Consider the following 18,417-nt stretch of genomic DNA (forward strand, 5'->3'; position numbering starts at 1 on the left):
TCGCCATATTCTTCTTGAGGGTGATGACCAGATCCTCGGCGTTCATATCTGCTCCAATGCCGTGGTTAACAATTCCATTATACCACGGTGGCATCACCTATATGTCAATTATGGTCTAACAGAGCCAAAAAATAAGGCCGCGAGAAGCAATCGGCTCCTCACGACCTTCACATTTACTCTGTTGGCTTGAGAGCAATAACGCCCTTAGTTGTCCGTGCCCGTCAGCTCTAGGATGCTGCTCTTGGGCGCAACTTGACCGCCCGCAATCGCCTCCGTAAGAAGCGCGCTACGGCGCTTTGCATCGGGGTCAGCGCTCGCGTACGTGTTGAGCGTGATAGCGGCGTTTGCGTGCCCTAGGACGCTTGAGGCGGTCTTGACGTCCCCGCCTTCGGCAAGGTAGCGCGTTGCCCACGTATGGCGCAGGTCGTGGAACGTAGGTATGCGACTCTCTGTTCCCTTCACACCAACTGCCTTGGCAATAGCGCTCCAACCCTTACTCAAGGTATCAGGACTCAGGTATCCGTCCAAATCTCCGAGAACGTAGTCGCCAGCGCCGACAGTGCGCCCGAACTCATGGAACTCCGTCTGTTGAACCTCAAGCCATTTTCTAAGAATGTCAATGAGACTATCGGACAAGCATATATCCCTGACCCTATCCGTCTTGGCGTTCTTCTCATAAGTGCCGCCGATAGCTCGACCAATTGCGCCCCTAACCCATAGAGTTTTGTTCTCAAGGTCGACGTCTTTCCACTTGAGTCCGCAAATCTCGCCCTCTCGCATGCCAGTGAACAGTGCAATGCGAGCACCGACTGTTACGGGAGTCTGCTCTAGCGATGCAAGGATGCTGAGCGTATCGCGGAGTCCTTTGGCGGTCAGGGCGTTGATGCCCTCGTTCTTCTTGGACTTCTTGGGAGGCTTGACCCCGTTGCAGGGATTGACGACTATCACCTCGTTATAGACGGCTTGGGTCATAACCTGCTTGAGCAGCCCAAGGGCTTTCTTGACGGGCGAATAGGTTAGGCCGCTTGCGGTAAGGCCTGCGCTCCACTCCTCAACCTGCTTTTTCTTGAGGTCTTTAACCTTGACCTTTGCGAAGCCCTTCACATTGCCCTTGGGGTAGCCGTAACGGATGTACTTAGCCGTGGATCGATAGCCCTTCACGGTTGACGGTTCAATCGACTTTCCCTGTTCCCAAATATCGATGAAGGATTCAACATAATCCGGAACAAGCATGTTGGCAGCTTTGACGGCCTCTGGGGTTTCATCGCTTTCCAACTCTTGACGCTCAAGCTCCCTGAGCCAGTCCTCGGCCTCTCGGTTCGCCTCACGCTTGGTCTTGGCCTTGAGCGTCTTGGACTTCTTGTGCCTCTTGCCGTCCTCCTCATAGAAGTCAACAAACGCGCGAAATGCATCGCTGTCCTTGCGCTTCTGCACATATGCAGCCGTGTACGTCCTCATGAGAAGCCTCCACCTCGGTACCATTGGTACCTCACTCGGTACCGAATCTCATTGAAACAATGACAAACCATGACTATTATAGCCATAAGGTGATAGAGCGATAAGCGATGTACCTGCTATTTTAAAGGGATGTTGGCGAACGGTAGCAAACAGCTATATGAGCGGTAAAGAGACTTAAAATCTCTCGCCGCAAGGATTGTGGGTTCGAGTCCCACCGCCCCTACCATATGGAGCTTTCGAGCCCGTGTTCCTCAGGGATGCGGGCTCGCTTCTTTTAGATGCCGGTGGGACTCGAACCCGCGAGGGGGCGAGCGTTAAGCGGACGCGCAGCGTCCGAAGCCGGTGCGTATTTGCGCAGCAAATGCGCGGACGTCCCACCGCCCCTACCATATGGAGCTTTCGAGCCCGTGTCCCCAAGGGATGCGGGCTCGTTTCTTTTACACGCCGGCGGGGCTCTAAGTTGCGGTGGAATAGTTCCTGTTTTGGCAGTTTATCAGCCCATTTAGGAACTATTCCACCGCAACTTAGGTTGGTATTTACACATTTTCCGATGGAAAAACGTGGCTGTCTCGCACATTTTCCGATGGAAAAACGTGGTTGTCTCGCACATTTTCCGATGGAAACGACCAAATGGCCTTATACTAGCCGAGAGGGTTGGGAGGCAATATGCAGCGACAGCTTATGAGTGAACTTATCGCTTGGAAATCAAGGGCGAATCGCAAACCTCTCTTGCTTAGGGGAGCCCGCCAGACAGGAAAGACTTGGCTTCTTAACGAATTCGCAAGCCAGCAGTATCGAAATGTCATTCGTTTTGACTTTATGCTCGAGCCGAGCACACGCTCGCTGTTCGATGGGGACCTCGACCCCAAGCGCATCATCTCCCAGATAGAACTCCTACGTGGCCAAACCGTAACGCCGGCAGACACGCTCATCATCTTCGACGAGATCCAAGAGGCGCCACGCGGGATCACCTCACTCAAGTACTTCAACGAACTTGCACCCGAATACCACATCGTGGCAGCCGGTTCCTATATGGGCCTCGCGCTCCGACGCGAAAACGAGTCATTTCCCGTCGGCAAAATCGACCAGCTCACCATGCGTCCCATGGGGTTTGCCGAGTTCGTTCGTGCCGTCGACGGCAACCCGCTCGCCGATGCCATCCTTGCCGCAGACATGAACCTTCTGGCAAACGTTACCGAAAAGCTCGAGCGCTTGCTCAAGGAATACCTTGTTGTCGGCGGTATGCCCGAAGTTGTCTCCACTTTCGCCGAGACACGCGACTTCATCGAAGCCCGAAGGCTTCAACAGCAAATCATCGAGGCTTACGAATCCGATTTTGGCAAACATGCACCCGCCCGCATCGTCGAGCGCATGAGGTTGGTTTGGAAATCCCTTCCCGGCCAGCTTGCAAAGGAGAACAAGAAGTTTGTCTATGGCGCCCTTCGTCCCGGAGCGCGCGCACGCGATTTCGAGGAAAGCCTCCAGTGGCTCACGGACTACGGAATCGTTCATAAGGTGCCACGTGTTTCCGCTCTAAAGGCGCCGCTCTCGAGCTACGAAGACCTCTCGGGCTTCAAACTGTTCTGCATCGACACCGGCATCCTCGGAGCGCTCTCCGGTCTCTCTCCGGCCATCGTTCTTAACGGATCCGCTGTTTTTACCGAGTTCAAAGGTTCGCTGACCGAACAATACGTCGCGCAGGAGCTTTTGCTCCAGGACAAAACTCCCGCGTATTGGTCCTCTACCTCCGGCAATGCCGAAACCGACTTTGCCATCGACCATGCGGGAACCGTGCTTCCGCTTGAGGTCAAGGCGGCAGAGAACCTTAAAGCGAAGAGTCTGAAAATAGCCTGCGAAAAATTCAAACTCGAGCGTTGCGTGAGGAGCTCCCTGGCGGCATATAGAGACGAGGGCATGCTCATCAATATTCCGCTTTGGGAGATTGGGCAAATCGACAAGCTGGCATAGGCGCCATGGGGACGCCCCGCAAGGACTGTCCCCAGGTGCCGGCAGAAAAGGAACGTCCCCAGGTGCCGGCTGTTGAGTTGCGGTGGAATAGGGACTGTTTGGTGCCCGAAAGGGCGATTTTAGTCCGTATTTCACCGCAACTTATTTAGAGGGCGCTGAGGCTGGGGGTCCAGGAGATGGTGGGGGTCGCACCGTCGAGAGCCTCGTTGATGGTGGCGGCCATGCCGGCGAGTAAGCTGTTCTCGCTTACAGTGAGTGTCTTGTAGCCGCCGGCTCGCATAAGCTCGCGGATTACCACGGCACCAGCCAAGATCACGCCCGCGCGTTTGGACTGTACACCCGGTAGAGCGGCGATGCCGTCCGCATCCAACGCAGACATGCGCTCGATAGCGGCCGAAACCTGATCCAGCGAAAGCTCGCGCAGGTGCACAAAGCTCGAATCGTACGGTTCCAGCTCATGAACGAGCGCCACGAGTGTGGTGACGGTGCCACCCACTGCGACCAAGCGTTCGGCGCGCTCAAAATTGCTCGGCAGGCCCTCAAAATAGGCAGCGAACTGCTCGCCCGCCCACGCGGCAGCGGCAGTAAGCTCGCCGCGTGCGGGCGGCAGTGCCGAGAAAAATCGCTCCGTCACACGGCGACAACCGATGTCCAGCGAACGCGTGCCCTCCAGCGCAAAGACCCCACGCTCCGGCGCATAGACGCCCGTCGCGAGCTCCGTGGATCCGCCGCCCGAATCGGCAACAATGATGCGCTCGCCGGCAAAGTCGTGCGCCACGCCAAAAAACGTCAGGCGCGCCTCGACCTCGCCCGGAATCACCTGCGGTTCGAGCCCCAGCTCACGCAGACCGTCCAGCAGCAGTGCGGCATTGGATGCATCGCGCGCGGCGCTCGTGCATGTGGTGCAAATGCACGCGGCCCCAAAGGCACGCGCCTCGTCCACAAACATGCGACACGCAGCGAGCACACGCTCGACAGCCGCCTCGCAAAAGCGACCCGTCGCGTCCACACCCTCGCCCAGGTCGGTAATCTCGGTATGCTTGGACGATCCCACGATCGCCCCGCCCTCGACCTGGGCCAACACCAGTCGCGACGACACCGTTCCCAGATCGATCGCCGCCACCTTATATCGTTTGCAATCTGCCATTGCGGGTTCCCCTCCGGGCGCTACTCGCCGTTGGACACGACCGTCTGGCCCTCGACACCGTTAAACCCAAACAGCATGTCGAGCGCCTGGATATACCACGGGGCGTCCTTACCGACTTCTTCGATTTCCTTGGCAACTTCGCTGGCCTTCTTGGCGTTCGACGACTTCTTGCTCGAAGACGAATCCGAATCGTCGTCCAGGCCCTGCACTTCAATCCTCTTCTCGCCTGGCATCACCAGGCCCAAGTCCTCGGATGCCGCGTCCTTGATACCCTCCTCCGAGAGCAGCTTGTCGACGCTTTTTTGCAGCTCATCATTGTATTGCTGACGAATCTCGACCTGCTTGGCCAAGATATCGCTCGAACGCTTTGCCACGTACAGATCGCGCACGGGGAAATACAGGCTCACGAGCACCAGAGCAACGACGATGCCGATGAATAGCCCTCGCTGAGGACCATGGGTAAAGTCGTAGATCGCCTTGACCACCGCGTTGTCGTTGGCGTAGTGCATAAAGTCCGAGCCCGAAAAACGGTTCGAGGGCCTGCTCGACCTGTCGTGCGTCTGGGCCGAGGGACGCGACGCATGCGACGAACGTGCCGGGCGCACTGGTCCATCTGTCGAAGTATTCACTTGAGCATTGGGGCGCGAGGTACTTGTCGGGCGTTGCATGGAGCGGTCGGCGCCGGCGTAGGCGGACCCACCGAGCTGCACCGTGCGCGCACGGCGAGGCGACGGCTCACGCGAACCGGCGGAATAGTACCTGTTGTCGTAAATCTGATCCATGTGCGCCTTGTGCGGTTGAGGTTTGTTTGCGCTAAGTATTCTAGTTATAGCACGAGCGCGCGCACCGCCTTCGCCAGCCTTTGCTCGACATAAAAAAGGCGCTGAGCCGTATGGCCCAGCGCCCAATGGTGCTCAACCGCGCCCGGCTGGAGCAAGGCGAATCCGAGTCTTCCCCGCCCCCGCGACCTCCGCGTGCCTAGCGAATGTTGTAGAACGCGGCCTTGCCGGCGTAGCGCGCGCTGCCCTCGAGCTCGTCCTCGATGCGGATGAGCTGGTTGTACTTGGCGATACGGTCGCTGCGGCACGGGGCACCCGACTTGATCTGGCCGGCGTTGACGCCCACGACCAGGTCGGCGATCGTGGAGTCCTCGGTCTCGCCGGAACGGTGGCTCACGATGCAGGCGTAGCCGGCCTCCTTGGCGGTCTCGATGGCCTCGAGCGACTCGGTGAGCGTGCCGATCTGGTTGACCTTGACCAGGATCGCGTTGGCGGCGCCCAGCTCAATGCCCTTCTTGAGGCGCTCGGTGTTGGTGACGAACAGGTCGTCGCCCACCAGCTGCACCTTGTTGCCAATGCGGCGGGTAAGCTCGACCCAGCCGTCCCAGTCCTCCTCGGCCATGCCGTCCTCGATGGAGATGATGGGATAGGTGTCGACGAGCTTCTCCCAGTAATCAACCATCTGGGCGCTCGTGTACTCCACGCCCTCGCCCTTGAGCTCGTACATGCCGGTCTCGGCGTTGTAGAACTCGGTCGAGGCCGGGTCCATGGCGTACATGAAGTCGACGCCGGGCTTAAAGCCAGCCTTCTCGACGGCCTTGGTGATGTACTCGAACGGCTCGGCATTGGTCTTAAGGTTGGGGGCAAAGCCGCCCTCGTCGCCCACGCCGCCGCCCAGGCCGGCCTCGTGCAGCACGCCCTTGAGGGTGTGGTAGACCTCGGCGCACCAGCGCAGGCCCTCGGCAAAGCTCGGAGCACCCACCGGCATGATCATGAACTCCTGGAAGTCAACGTTGTTGTCGGCATGCACGCCGCCGTTGAGGATATTCATCATAGGTGTGGGCAGCAGGTGGGCGTTGACGCCGCCCAGGTACTGGTACAGCGACAGGCCCGCCGACTCGGCAGCGGCGCGGGCAACAGCCAGCGACACGCCCAGGATGGCGTTGGCACCGAGCTTGGTCTTGTTGGGAGTACCGTCCGCGGCAATCAGCGCGGCATCGACGGCGCGCTGGTCGAAGGCATCGAGGCCCACGACGGCGTTAGCGCACTCGTTGTTGACGTGCTCGACGGCCTGCGAAACGCCCTTGCCCAGGTAGCGGCCCTTGTCGCCATCGCGCAGCTCGCAGGCCTCAAAGGCGCCGGTCGAAGCACCCGAAGGCACCATTGCGCGGCCAAAGCTGCCGTCCTCGAGCACGACCTCGACCTCGACGGTGGGATTGCCGCGGCTGTCGAGCACCTCGCGACCGTAGACGTCCAAAATATCGCTCATGTTGTCTCCCTCTCACTTGGAAACGTAGTGGATGCAAGCGACCGGCTGACCGTGCACCATCGGTGCGTCTCCGTAAGTTAGCCATGTCGCACTTTTTGCATTATGCCCTAAGTTAGCCGAGGGATACACTTGATTTTCGAAAAATTTAGCGGGAACGATGAGGCATGTCAGCCCATCGTTCCCGCAGTCTTACTCCTCCGCCTTTGCGGCATCCCACAGGTCGTTGAGGTCGTGGGTCGAAAGCTCGGCAAGATCCACGTGGGCGTCGGACGCCATCTGCTCCATCGCGGCCCAGCGACGGCGGAACTTTGCCGTGCTGGCGCGCAGGGCGCTCTCGGCGTCGATCCCCTCTTTGCGCGCGACGTTGACCAGGGCAAAGAGCAGATCGCCAAACTCCATTTCGCGCTCGGGCGAGCCAGGGGCCTCGGCCTCAAACTCGGCACGCTCCTCGGCAACCTCGTCCCACACGTCCTGGACCGTCTCCCACTCAAAGCCTACGGCGGCCGCCTTGCGTGACACCTTCTGCGCCTGCATCAACGCCGGCAGATGCGTGGGCACGCCATCGAGCAGACCCTCGGGCGCGGCCTCGCCCGCCGCCACGGCCTTGTCCTTGGCGGCTTTCTCGGCAAGCTTGACCTCGTCCCAAATCTTGAGCACCTCGTCGGAGCTCTCGGCATCCGCATCGCCAAACACGTGCGGGTGGCGGCGAATGAGCTTGGCGTCGATATCGCGCGCCACGTCGGCCAGCGTAAACTCGCCGGCGTCGGCAGCAATCTGCGCATGCAGCACGACCTGCATGAGCACGTCACCCAGTTCCTCGCGCAGGTGAACCGCGTCGTCCGCCTCGATGCAGTCGAGCGCCTCGTAGGCCTCCTCGATCATGTTCTTGCCGATGCTGCGGTGCGTCTGCTCGCGGTCCCACGGGCAGCCATCGGGCTGACGCAGACGCCAGATGGTCTGCACCAGATGCTGCAGCTCGGCCGACGCGTCTATCAGCGTGGGCAGATCGCGCGAGCCCTCGGCATTTTGCTGAGCCATATGCTGCGCCATGGTTAGTCCTCCTCCAGGATCACGTGGCGGAACGCGCCGCCCTCGTAGATGCCGTAGCTGTGCGAGCCGTCCTTGGGGATGCTCACGCTGCCGGGGTTGAAGAGCCACAGGCCCGGGTGCGCGGCGCTTTCCTCGTTGACCTTGATGTGCGTGTGGCCGTAGACGAGCGCGGAGCCCTCGGGCAGCGCGGGCGCGTGGTCGACGCTGTTGTGCATGCCGGCGCCAAAGACATGGCCGTGCGTCAGGAACAGCTCGCGGCCGGTCTCGTCAAACAGCGTGGCGTAGTCGGCCATGACGGGGAAGTCGAGGACCATCTGGTCGACCTCAGCGTCGCAGTTGCCGCGCACCGCGATGATGCGGTCGGCTAGGGCGTTGAGCAGCGGAATCACGCGCTTGGGAGCATAGTCGCGCGGCAGGTCGTTGCGCGGACCGTGATAAAGCAGGTCGCCCAGCAGGACGATGCGGTCGGGCTGCTCGGACTCAATGGCGGCGCAGAGGCGCTCGGTCCAGTATGCCGAGCCGTGGATGTCGGAAGCGATGAGGTATTTCATGGGGAGATCCTTTCGAATGGGGTTGATGGGGGCTGAATACGGGATCCGGCGGATGCGGAGCCCATCTACCGTGTTACTCGAATCGCAGTGCCGCGCTCTGAGCCGCCTGCATCACGCGTTGGAGCGGCACGCCATGTTCGCGGGCAAGACGGGCGCAATCCTCGTACTCGGGAGCCGCGCGCTCGCTGCCGTCGGGCAGGGTCGCCACCTTAACGGATACCTCGCCCCATGGCGTCGTTACGCGCTCAAAGCGGCGTGGCAGGCAAACGCGTTCCATCACCTGGCGACGAATGGCGTTGGTCGTGGTCTCCAAAAAGATAATCGTCTGCAAGCGCTCGATATCATCGTGCGAGCAGATTACCTGCAGCTGCCAGCCGGGGCGGCCCTTTTTGCAGTAAAGCGGCAACCAATGCACCTCGCGGGCGCCGGCCTTGCGCAGGCAATCGGCAGCGTAGGCAAGCACCTCGGGCGACGCATCATCGATGTCGCACTCCAGTTTGACGATAGTTTCGGGCGCATCAGTCTCGCGAGACAGCGGGGATGTGCTATCGCATTGCATACGGTCTGGATCCTTTCCGCGCGGGCTCGTTTTGTTCACCCAAACGCTAGCACATCGCAGGCTGCGCGAGTGTGACGGCGCGTGATGAGCGCGATTTTCCTTGTCGACAAGAAACCGACACTCCACCGCCCCGGCCAAACATGTACATCAGCCTCCAAACATGTCATTATTTGCAGCTTTTGGAGGCTGATGTACATGTATTGGAGCAAGCGAGGCCGCGCCGCGCAGCCTTTCCAATCGATTTCGAGCTCCGGCGCGCGGCGTGTTGAGAGCTGCAACATTACAATGGAGCGGATTCGCCAAATGCAAAGGAGTCGCCATGTCTGCCTGCCCGCTGGTCGATTGCCATACCCACACCTCGTTCTCGGACGGCCATGCCTCGTTTGAAGACAACGTTCGCGCCGCTGCTGCGGCCGGCTGCCGCGTCATGGTCTCGGCCGACCATCTCACACTGCCCGCCAGCATGGATGCCAACTGCGAAGTGCAGGTTACTGAGGGCGACCTGCCGGCACATCGTCTGGCTTTTGAGGATGCCCGCAAGCTTGCCGCGCAAATCGCGCCGGAGCTCGAGCTTATCTATGGCTTTGAATGCGATTGGTACGAGGGCTGCGAGCCTTTGGTTGAGCGCTGGTCCCAGGACGCCGTCGTACGCCTGGGCAGCGTGCATTGGATTGGCAACCCAGGCGATATCATGGCCGGTGCCGCGGGTACGGCGGGAACGGAAAACGTCGCTCGCCCCGATACACCCGATTCCCTTTGCGGCTGGATCGATGATGACACCAACCTGCATGTTTGGGAAAACCTGGGGGTACACGGCGTGTGGGAGCGCTACGTCGACGACTGGTGCCGCGCTTGCGAAAGCTCACTCAACTTTGACGTAATGGCCCATCCCGACCTGGTCATGCGCTTTTCGAAGGAAGGCTTTGCGCCCGACTTAGACCCCGCACCGTTTTGGCAGCAGATGGCCGAGTGCGCGCACGATACAGGCCGCCGCGTTGAGGTCTCGACCGCCGCACCGCGCAAGGGCCTCGAAGACTACTATCCCGCGACCGGATTGCTGCGCCGCTTTGCCCACGCCGAGGTGCCGATCACTTTTGGCTCGGACGCACACCGCGCCTGCGACATTTGCTGGAACATCCGTGAGGCCCAGGCACACGCCTACGACTGTGGCTACCGAGCCTTCGACGTCCCCCACCCCACCGGCGAATGGGAATCCACACCCCTCGCCTAGCCATCCCTTCATAAGTTGCGGTGGAATAGGGATTGTTTTGCCTGATGAAGCGCTTAAACAGTCCCTATTTCACCGCAACTTCCATGACCCCGTTACACCAACAAAGACTGTCCCAAACGACTAGTCGTTTAAGAACGTCCCCAATGACTAGTGGCGGCGGGCGTTGAGTTCGCCGGCCAACTCGTCGAGGGTGATGCCGTAGCGCTCAAGCGTCACGAGCAAGTGGTAGACCAGGTCGCCGGCCTCGTAGCGGATGTGATCGTGATCGTTATCCTTGCAGGCCATGATCACCTCGCTTGCCTCCTCGGCAAGCTTCTTGAGCAGCTCGTCCTCGACGTCGGTCAGCAGACGCGCGGTATAGCTCTCCTGCGGCGATGCATCACGACGACCGTGAATCACCTCGGCCAGACCTGTCAGCGTCTCACCGATATTTCCATCCTGAACGTTTGCGGTGCGCACACCCATGGTTCAATCCTTTCTGGTGGCCGAGCGTCTAATCGAGCGCCCGCCCTACGCGAGTTTCTTAAAGAAACAGGTACGGTTGCCGGTATGGCAGGCCGGGCCCGGCGAGTCGACCTTGACCAGCAGCGTATCGCTATCGCAGTCGGCCCAAAGCTCCTTGACCGCCTGCATGTTGCCGCTCGTCGCGCCCTTGTTCCAGAGCTCCTGGCGGCTGCGGCTCCAAAACCACGTGGTACCGGTCTTGAGCGTAAGCCCCACCGACTCCTCGTTCATCCAAGCAACCATAAGCACCTCGCCGGTGTCGTACTGCTGAACCACACAAGGAATCAGCCCACGGGCGTCGTATTTAAGCTCGGACGCAGTTGCCACTTGCTCCATTTAAAAATCCAATCTCACGGGAATACCTTGAGAGGCCATATACTCCTTCACCTGGCGAATGCTGAACGTCCCAAAGTGAAAGACGCTGGCCGCCAGCACGGCATCAGCCTCGCCCTCGATCACGCCCTCGGCAAAATGTTCGAGCGTGCCCACGCCGCCGCTCGCAATCACCGGAATCGGCACCGCGCGCGCCACGGCGCGGGTGAGCGCCAGGTCAAAGCCAGCCTTGGTGCCGTCGCGGTCCATGCTGGTCAGCAGGATCTCGCCGGCGCCGCGGCGAGCCGCCTCCTCGGCCCACGCCACCGCGTCGATGCCCGTGGCGTTGCGGCCTCCCGCGGTAAAGACCTCCCACTTGTCGGCACCGGATGCGCCGGGCAAACCAACGCGCTTGGCATCGATCGCCACGACCACGGCCTGGCTGCCAAACGCCGCGGCAGCCTGGCTGATCAGCGACGGGTCACGCACGGCGGCAGAGTTGAGCGACACCTTATCGGCACCGGCGGCAACCATGGTCCGCATGCCCGCCAAGTCGCGGAAACCGCCACCCACGGTATAGGGAATAGCGAGCTCCTCGGCCGCATGCGCCGCCATCTCGATAGTCGTCGCACGGTTGTCGCTCGTGGCGGTAATGTCCAGGAAGACGACCTCGTCCGCACCCTCGCGGTCATAGGCACGCGCCAGCTCCACCGGATCACCCGCATCGCGTAAGCTCACAAAGTTGACGCCCTTGACCACACGGCCGTCCTTGACGTCCAGGCAGGGAATCACACGTTTGGTAAGCATGGACTACTCCTCCCCTCGGGCGGCGGCCAGCGCCTGTACCAGCGTAAAGTTGCCCTCGTAGAGCGCGCGACCGGTAATAGCACCTTCAATCGCGCCCTCACCCACTGCGGCCAGCGCACGGATGTCGTCGAGCGTCGAGATGCCACCCGATGCCACGACGGGAAAGCCCGCGACCTCGGCCACATGGCGATACGCCGCCACATCGATGCCCGTCTGCATGCCGTCACGCGCGATGTCGGTGTAGACCAGGTGCTTAAAACCCAGCTCGGTGAGCTGTGCCACGGCATCGTCGAGTGCCACGCCCGCGCCATCACGCCAGCCGTTCACCTTGACCTGGCCGTCGTATGCGGCAATGTCGGCCACCAACAGCTCGCCAAAACCTTTGGCTGCCACCTCGGCAAAACCCGGCTCGGTCACCAGCACGGTGCCCAGCGCAATGCGGCGCGCACCGTAGCCGGCCAACTCGTCGATGCGCGCGAGCGAGCGGACGCCGCCGCCCACGTCCACGGACAGACCGTTGACGCCGCAGATGGCCTTAATCGCCGCCGAGTTGGCAGCGCATGTGTCCTCGTCCTCGCCAAAGGCAGCGGACAGGTCGACGACGTGCACCCAGCTTGCGCCCTGCTCGGCAAACGAGCGAGCAACGGCCACGGGGTCGTCGGAATATACCTTGCAGCGGCTGCGGTCGCCACGCTCCAGGCGCACGACCTTGCCGCCGATCAGATCGATTGCGGGAAACAGGATCATCGGCCAGCCTCCTCGACGATGTTGACGAAGTTCTTAAGGATGCGCTGACCCAGCGCGGAGGATTTCTCGGGATGGAACTGGCAGCCCCACACGTTGCCATGGCGCACGATGCACGGGAAGCTCCGCGTATAGTGCGTGCGCGCCAGCACATCGGCGGCATCGGCGTCGTCGGCCACCGCGTAGCTGTGGGTAAAGTACATGTTGGCACCCTCGGCAAAACCAGCAAGCAGCGGATCGGCCGCGCCGGCGGGCGTCATGTGCACCTGGTCCCAGCCCACGTGCGGCACCTTCAGGCGGCTCGACTCCAAGCGTGTGCACGAGCCGCGCATAATACCCAGGCCATCGACCCAGGGACCGCCAGCCTGCTCGGAGGCATCGTCGTCCGCGTCCGCGCCTTCGTCCGCCGGCACGCCCTCGTTGCCGCGCTCAAAAAATAGCTGAAGGCCCAGGCAGATGCCGAGCAGCGGAGTTCCGGCGGCAACGGCGTCGAGCACGGCCGCCGCCTCGCCGCTTTGGCGCATAAAGACAATCGCGTCATAGAACGCGCCCACGCCCGGGATGACCAGGCCGTCGGCGTTGCGGATCTGCTCCGGATCGTCCGACGTGCAGGCGGCGGCACCGGCGCGCGCAAGCCCGCGCACAACGCTCGACAAGTTGCCCTTGTGGTAGTCGACCACCACAATCTTCGGTTCGCCCACGCGACCCTCCCTTTTCCCATCATCCAAAACCACCACAAAGGGGACAGGCACCTTCGTGGTGGTTTTTACCCTTGTGGCGGTTACAGTGAACCCTTGGTGCTGGGGATGCCCTGCACGCGAGGGTCCAGCTCACAGGCTTGGCGCATCGTGCGGCCCACGGCCTTAAAGGCGGCCTCGATAATGTGATGCGAGTTGCCGCCCGCCAGTTCGCGCACGTGCAGAGTGAGCTTGGCGTCGCGCGCAAAGGCGTAGAAGAACTCGACGGCCAGCTCGGTATCGAAGCTGCCCACGCGCTCAGTCGGTACGGGCAGCTCGCAGTAGGCCTGCCCACGGCCCGAAATATCAACGGCAGCCATCACAAGCGTCTCGTCCATGGCGATCGCCGCGTCGGCAAAGCGCGTAATGCCCACCTTGTCGCCCAGCGCCTGGCGAAACGCCTCGCCCAGTACAATACCCGTGTCCTCGACGGTGTGATGCGCATCGACCTCGACGTCGCCCACCGCGTGCACCGTCAGATCGAACAGACCATGGCGGCCAAAAGCGTTGAGCATGTGGTCGAAAAACGGCACGCCGGTCGAGATATCGCACACGCCAGATCCGTCCAGGTCGAGCTTTACGACAATGTCGGTCTCGCCCGTCTTGCGGGTTACCTCGGCATAGCGGTCCATCTACATCTCCTCCTTCACCAGCGCGGCAAACGCTGCCAGCACCTCGTCGTTTTCCTGCGGGGTGCCCACGGTAATGCGCAGGCAGTCCGCGAGCCCCGGCGCGTAGCTAAAGTCGCGCACCAAAATCGAATACTCGTCGCGCAGACGCTCGCGCACGCGCGTGGCATGCGGCGTGCGCACGAGCACAAAGTTCGCCGCGCTCGGCCACGCCTCCACGGGCAGACCCTCGGCAGCCATTGCGCGTAGGGCGCACAGCTCGCGCTCGCGCTCAGATGCAACCTGTGCCACCACGGGTGCGTACGCATCGCGGGCACGTACGCAGGCAAGCGCGGCGGCCTGGCTTAGCACGTTAACCGAGTAGATTTGGCGAATCGCCGCAAACACATCGATGACCTCGGGCGCCGCGATCACATAGCCCAGACGCGTGCCGGCGGCGCCAAACGCCTTGGACAGCGTATGCAGAATCACCAGGTTGGGATGCTCGGCGATAAGCCCCTGCGCCGTGGTGGCCGCGCCAAACGAATCGTCCGCAAACTCAACGTAGGCCTCGTCGACCATGACCATGCCGGGGCACGCATCGCACAGGGCCGCGACAAAGTCGAGCGGTGCCACATCGCCCGTGGGATTGTTGGGCGAGGTCACGATGGCCAGGTTGCACTCCGGCGCCACGGCGAGCACAGCCGCTTGGTCGAGCTCAAAGGTTACCGGATCGCGCCACACATCGCGCACCTCGGTCTGACAAAGCGACGCAAAGAACGCGTACTCGCTAAAGCACGGCGGGCAGTTGAGCAAGGTCCGTCCCGCGCCGCCAAACGCCAGCAGGTAGTTATAGAGCAACTCGTCGCCGCCGTTGCCCACGCAGATATTCTCGCGAGCCACGCCATGCCAAGCGGCAAGCTCGTCGCGCAGGTCGTTGGACATGGGATCGGGGTAGCGGTTGAGCGGCGTAGCAGCCAAGGCCGCATCAACCGCCTTGCGCACGACAGCGGGCACGGGATAGGTGTTCTCGTTGGCCGAAAGATTGATGCGCGTGGGCGTAAAGTTGGGATCATAGGGCTCAATGCCGGCCAGGTAGGGCTGGACGAGCTCCTTCATGCGCGGCGTGAGTTCGGCCATGTTAGGCCTCCTCGCCGGTCGCGCCAACGCCATCCGCGCCCGCAGCCGCCAGGTCAACGCCCTCGGCAACCGTCGCCACGGCGTCACCCGGCCAAGCGACCTTGGTCAGGTCGGCCGCGGCCAGAGACTCGGCACTCACGGCATCCTCGCCCTGCTCCAGCACACGGCGACGCAGGGCGGCGGATAGCGCGTGCGCCCACAGGCCCTCGGCCTCGGCCAGACGCTGTGTGGCGGGAGCGTCGGAGAGCAGGCCCTCGGGCGTATAGCAAATGACGCTCGAGCGCTTAACGAACTCTTCGACCGAAAGCGGGTTGGAGAACATGGCCGTGCCGCCGGTCGGCAGCGTGTGGTTGGGGCCGGCAACATAATCGCCGAGCGGCTCGGAGCTCCAGGCGCCCACAAAGATGGCGCCGGCGTTGCGAATGCCGCCGAGCAGGCCCATCGCATCCTTGCAGTGCAGCTCCAGGTGCTCGGGCGCCACGGTGTTCACGGCCTCGACGGCGGCAGCCATATCGGCGGCCACCACGATGGTGCCTTCGTTGTCGAGCGAGGCGCGCGTGATCTCGGCACGCGGCGACTGCGCCACCAGAATGTCGATACCAGCCTCGACCTCGCGCGCAAACTGCTCGTCGCAAGTCACCAGATAGCAGGCTGCCAGCGGATCGTGCTCGGCCTGGGCCATCAGGTCTGCCGCGACCACCATGGGCTTGGCCGTGGCATCGGCCAGTACGCAGACCTCGGAGGGGCCAGCGACCATGTCGATTCCCACGTCGCCCGAGACAATCTGCTTGGCCGCGGCGACAAAGGCGTTGCCCGGACCGGTGATTTTATCGACACGCGGAATGGTCTCGGTACCGTATGCCAGCGCGGCCACGGCCTGGGCGCCGCCCACCATATAGATTTCGTCCACGCCGCCGAGCTTTGCCGCGGCGAGCGTGTAGGGGCTGATCAGGCCGTCTTTTTGCGGCGGGGTCACCATAACCACGCGCTTGACGCCGGCAACCTTGGCGGGAATGGCGTTCATGAGCACCGTGGAGGGATACTGCGCGCGACCGCCCGGCACATAGATGCCAGCCGCCGCGAACGGGGTCACCTTAACGCCGAGCATCGTGCCGTCCGGGCGCGTGGTAAACCAGCTCTGTTCGACCTCGCGCTGGTGGAACTCGCGAATCTGGCGCGCGGCCTTCTCGAGCGCGGCGACAAAGGCCGGATCGAGGCCTTCGAGCGCGGCATCGATCTGCTCTTGCGGCAGACGGAAGCTCTGCAGCTCAACGCCGTCAAAACGCCGACAGTAGTCGCGCACCGCGGCATCGCCATTGGCGCGCACGTTGGCCACGATATCGCGGGCGGCGTCGACGATGTTTTGCGGCAGCACGCCCTTACGGTTGAGTTGGTTGGTAACGAGGCGCTCACCGGGAGCAAGTTTGATGGTCTTCATATCGGTATCCCCTATCGGTCGAGGTTATGTTCGAAAAACGAGAGACCGGGCGGCGGCGCCAATCGGCCCGCAGCCCGTACGTTGGGGCGCCCGTGCGCGCTCGCGCTATTGTGCCGAGCCCGCGACGGGCTCAAAATGCTTGTCCTTAACGGCCGCGGCCAGGCGATCTGCCAGATTGCGTACGCGCGGATCAAGGCGCGCGGCACCCGGGTTGACAAAGAAGCGGGCCGTGCAGTCCATGATGCGACCGGTGATGACCAGGTCGTTGTCGCGCAGCGTGGCGCCCGTGGCGGTAATATCCACGATGCGATCGGTCATGCCGACGATGGGGCCCAGCTCGATGTTGCCGTGCAGCGAAACGATGTCGGCGTTCACGCCGCGCTCGGCATACCAGGCACTCGCGATGCGCGGATACTTGGTTGCCACGCGAAGCGACCCGCGGCGAGCATAGTTGCGCTCGGCCTGACCGGCGCGCCATGCGGGCTCCGCCTCGATAAAGGTGCACAGGCCATAGCCCAGGTCGACCAGCTGCAGCAGGTTGAGGTCTGCCTCGATAAGCGAATCCCAGCCGCAGATGCCGCAATCGGCACCGCCACAGCCCACAAAAGCAGGCGCGTCGCTGGGGCGCACGATGACAAACTCGATATCGCCGACCGCGCCCTCGCCGACACGCGTGTCGCGGCCGCGCACGATCAGGTGACGGCCGGGGTCACGCAGCTCAGAGACGTCCAAGCCCGCGGCCTCGAGCACGTCGAGCGTGTCGGCCTTGAGCGAGCCCTTGGGCACGGCGATGCGCAGCGGACCCTCGGCGCCGCGACCCACGGCGTGATCGCCGTCGGAAGCGGCGTCCTCGGCCGAGGTGCGCGCGGCCTCCAGACGCTCGAGCGAAAAGGCAAAACCCGCCGCCGGTACCTCGATGCCGTCGCCAAATGCGCCGGTAAAGATGGAGTCGTAGCGTCCGCCCGAACCGACCGGATCGGGCAGGCCGCCGGCATAAGCCTTAAAGACCAGGCCCGTGTAGTAATCGAAAGAGTTCATGATGGAGAAGTCGAACGACAGCACCTGGGCGTCCTCGGGTGCCAGGCCCTCAACCAGGGCACGCAGCTCGCGCGTCAGCGGCGCGACGATACCGGCGGCCTCCAGCAGCGCGTCCACGCGGTCGAGTACCTCGGCACCGCCGTGCAGACGCGGCAGCTCGCTAATGGCGGCCTTGACGGCATCGGACCCGGTGCTTGCCGCCACGCGGGCATCGAGGCCCACAAAGTCGTTGGCGTGCACGCAGCGCAGGGCCTCGGCAGCCAGCTCGCGATCCTCGCACGCCGCGAGCAGTTCCTTAAACGGACGCACGCTACCTGCGATAATGCGTGCATCGGGCAGCGCCAGCTTGCGCACCGCCTCGGCCACGAGCGAGACAATCTCGACATCGCCCGCGGTATCGCCCGCACCGATAAGCTCAAAGCCCAGCTGTGTAAACTGGCGCGAGCCGCCGGCATTGCGCTGGCACTCGCGAACCACCGGCGCCTCGTAGCGAAGGCGCAGGGGCAGGTCGGCCGCGCGCATGCGAGTCGAAACCAGGCGAACGATCGGCAGCGTGTTGTCGGGACGGACCACCAGCAGGCGACCGTCGTCATCAAAGAGCTTAAACGGCGTATCCGCGATGCGGCCGCCTTCCTCGAGCGAACCCTTGTCCTCGAGTAGCGGCGTCTCGACCGGCAGGTAATGATGCTCCCTAAAGCAGCCCTTCACCGTCAGCGCGATCTCCTCGCGCGCCTGAGCCTCCTCGGGCAATATGTCCCGGAATCCCCACGGTGTGGCCGTCATCTGGTGAGCCTCCTCATGCTGTGTTTCATATAGAACGAAAGACCGGCATAGCTCCGCCGGTCTTCTGGGTACTT

Annotated in this window: 18 protein-coding genes and 1 tRNA gene; 3 read left to right on the forward strand and 16 right to left on the reverse strand. The window is 62.4% G+C overall.

What is annotated here, in order from left to right; all coding sequences use genetic code 11:
* Positions 1 to 204: 204 nt before the first annotated feature.
* Positions 205 to 1,458, reverse strand: coding sequence for a site-specific integrase (locus AAAX31_RS06595; protein WP_158556974.1), 1,254 nt, complete (start codon positions 1,456 to 1,458; stop codon positions 205 to 207).
* Positions 1,459 to 1,583: 125 nt separating this feature from the next.
* On the opposite strand from AAAX31_RS06595, the gene AAAX31_RS06600 reads away from it, so the two are divergent.
* Together AAAX31_RS06600 and AAAX31_RS06605 are read left to right on the forward strand one after the other, a co-directional pair.
* Positions 1,584 to 1,684, forward strand: a tRNA-OTHER gene (locus AAAX31_RS06600).
* 440 nt (positions 1,685 to 2,124) lie between these two features.
* Complete coding sequence (locus tag AAAX31_RS06605) at positions 2,125 to 3,426, forward strand: AAA family ATPase (RefSeq protein WP_117847849.1); 1,302 nt, start codon at positions 2,125 to 2,127, stop codon at positions 3,424 to 3,426.
* A gap of 145 nt (positions 3,427 to 3,571) precedes the next feature.
* On the opposite strand, the gene AAAX31_RS06610 is transcribed toward AAAX31_RS06605, so the two are convergent.
* The 6 genes from AAAX31_RS06610 to larC form a co-directional block, all read right to left on the reverse strand.
* A complete protein-coding gene (locus AAAX31_RS06610) occupies positions 3,572 to 4,573 on the reverse strand; it encodes a hypothetical protein (RefSeq protein WP_117847847.1) in 1,002 nt (333 codons plus the stop codon).
* 20 nt (positions 4,574 to 4,593) lie between these two features.
* Positions 4,594 to 5,355, reverse strand: a complete 762-nt coding sequence (locus AAAX31_RS06615) for a hypothetical protein (protein ID WP_233506155.1) — start codon at positions 5,353 to 5,355, stop codon at positions 4,594 to 4,596.
* Positions 5,356 to 5,551: 196 nt separating this feature from the next.
* Complete coding sequence (gene eno, locus AAAX31_RS06620) at positions 5,552 to 6,841, reverse strand: phosphopyruvate hydratase (RefSeq protein ID WP_117564903.1); 1,290 nt, start codon at positions 6,839 to 6,841, stop codon at positions 5,552 to 5,554.
* A gap of 189 nt (positions 6,842 to 7,030) precedes the next feature.
* Positions 7,031 to 7,891, reverse strand: coding sequence for a nucleoside triphosphate pyrophosphohydrolase (gene mazG, locus AAAX31_RS06625; protein WP_117769944.1), 861 nt, complete (start codon positions 7,889 to 7,891; stop codon positions 7,031 to 7,033).
* Between the two features lie 2 nt (positions 7,892 to 7,893).
* Positions 7,894 to 8,442, reverse strand: a complete 549-nt coding sequence (gene yfcE, locus AAAX31_RS06630; RefSeq protein ID WP_217108252.1) for a phosphodiesterase — start codon at positions 8,440 to 8,442, stop codon at positions 7,894 to 7,896.
* A 73-nt stretch (positions 8,443 to 8,515) separates the two neighbouring features.
* Complete coding sequence (gene larC, locus AAAX31_RS06635) at positions 8,516 to 9,001, reverse strand: nickel insertion protein (RefSeq protein WP_117769946.1); 486 nt, start codon at positions 8,999 to 9,001, stop codon at positions 8,516 to 8,518.
* Between the two features lie 319 nt (positions 9,002 to 9,320).
* Between larC and AAAX31_RS06640 the strand changes: the two genes are divergently transcribed.
* Complete coding sequence (locus AAAX31_RS06640) at positions 9,321 to 10,232, forward strand: PHP domain-containing protein (protein WP_117769947.1); 912 nt, start codon at positions 9,321 to 9,323, stop codon at positions 10,230 to 10,232.
* Between the two features lie 147 nt (positions 10,233 to 10,379).
* On the opposite strand, the gene hisE is transcribed toward AAAX31_RS06640, so the two are convergent.
* From hisE to hisG, 9 genes are all read right to left on the reverse strand, one after another.
* Positions 10,380 to 10,697, reverse strand: coding sequence for a phosphoribosyl-ATP diphosphatase (hisE, locus tag AAAX31_RS06645; RefSeq protein WP_006235893.1), 318 nt, complete (start codon positions 10,695 to 10,697; stop codon positions 10,380 to 10,382).
* Positions 10,698 to 10,742: 45 nt separating this feature from the next.
* Positions 10,743 to 11,072 carry a phosphoribosyl-AMP cyclohydrolase gene (gene hisI / locus AAAX31_RS06650; protein ID WP_117769948.1) on the reverse strand — a complete coding sequence of 110 codons (330 nt, stop codon included), beginning with the start codon at positions 11,070 to 11,072 and terminating at the stop codon, positions 10,743 to 10,745.
* The gene (hisF, locus tag AAAX31_RS06655; protein ID WP_117769949.1) at positions 11,073 to 11,855 is read right to left on the reverse strand and encodes an imidazole glycerol phosphate synthase subunit HisF; all 783 of its coding nucleotides are present in this window, start codon (positions 11,853 to 11,855) and stop codon (positions 11,073 to 11,075) included. It abuts the gene before it with no gap.
* A 3-nt stretch (positions 11,856 to 11,858) separates the two neighbouring features.
* The gene (locus AAAX31_RS06660; RefSeq protein ID WP_117769950.1) at positions 11,859 to 12,602 is read right to left on the reverse strand and encodes a HisA/HisF-related TIM barrel protein; all 744 of its coding nucleotides are present in this window, start codon (positions 12,600 to 12,602) and stop codon (positions 11,859 to 11,861) included.
* Positions 12,599 to 13,300: an imidazole glycerol phosphate synthase subunit HisH gene (locus AAAX31_RS06665; RefSeq protein WP_117769951.1), complete on the reverse strand. Its 702-nt coding sequence runs from the start codon at positions 13,298 to 13,300 to the stop codon at positions 12,599 to 12,601. Before AAAX31_RS06665 ends, AAAX31_RS06660 begins: the two co-directional genes overlap by 4 nt.
* Positions 13,301 to 13,380: 80 nt before the next feature.
* On the reverse strand, positions 13,381 to 13,968 hold the full coding sequence (gene hisB / locus AAAX31_RS06670) for an imidazoleglycerol-phosphate dehydratase HisB (protein WP_117769952.1): 588 nt from the start codon (positions 13,966 to 13,968) through the stop codon (positions 13,381 to 13,383).
* Positions 13,969 to 15,084, reverse strand: a complete 1,116-nt coding sequence (gene hisC / locus AAAX31_RS06675) for a histidinol-phosphate transaminase (protein ID WP_197032780.1) — start codon at positions 15,082 to 15,084, stop codon at positions 13,969 to 13,971.
* 1 nt (position 15,085) lies between these two features.
* Positions 15,086 to 16,522 carry a histidinol dehydrogenase gene (gene hisD / locus AAAX31_RS06680; RefSeq protein ID WP_117769954.1) on the reverse strand — a complete coding sequence of 479 codons (1,437 nt, stop codon included), beginning with the start codon at positions 16,520 to 16,522 and terminating at the stop codon, positions 15,086 to 15,088.
* 105 nt (positions 16,523 to 16,627) lie between these two features.
* Positions 16,628 to 18,343, reverse strand: coding sequence for an ATP phosphoribosyltransferase (gene hisG / locus AAAX31_RS06685; protein WP_349076626.1), 1,716 nt, complete (start codon positions 18,341 to 18,343; stop codon positions 16,628 to 16,630).
* Positions 18,344 to 18,417: the final 74 nt, after the last annotated feature.

It is taken from the genome of Collinsella sp. CLA-ER-H5, from assembly GCF_040092375.1.
Taxonomy (GTDB): domain Bacteria; phylum Actinomycetota; class Coriobacteriia; order Coriobacteriales; family Coriobacteriaceae; genus Collinsella.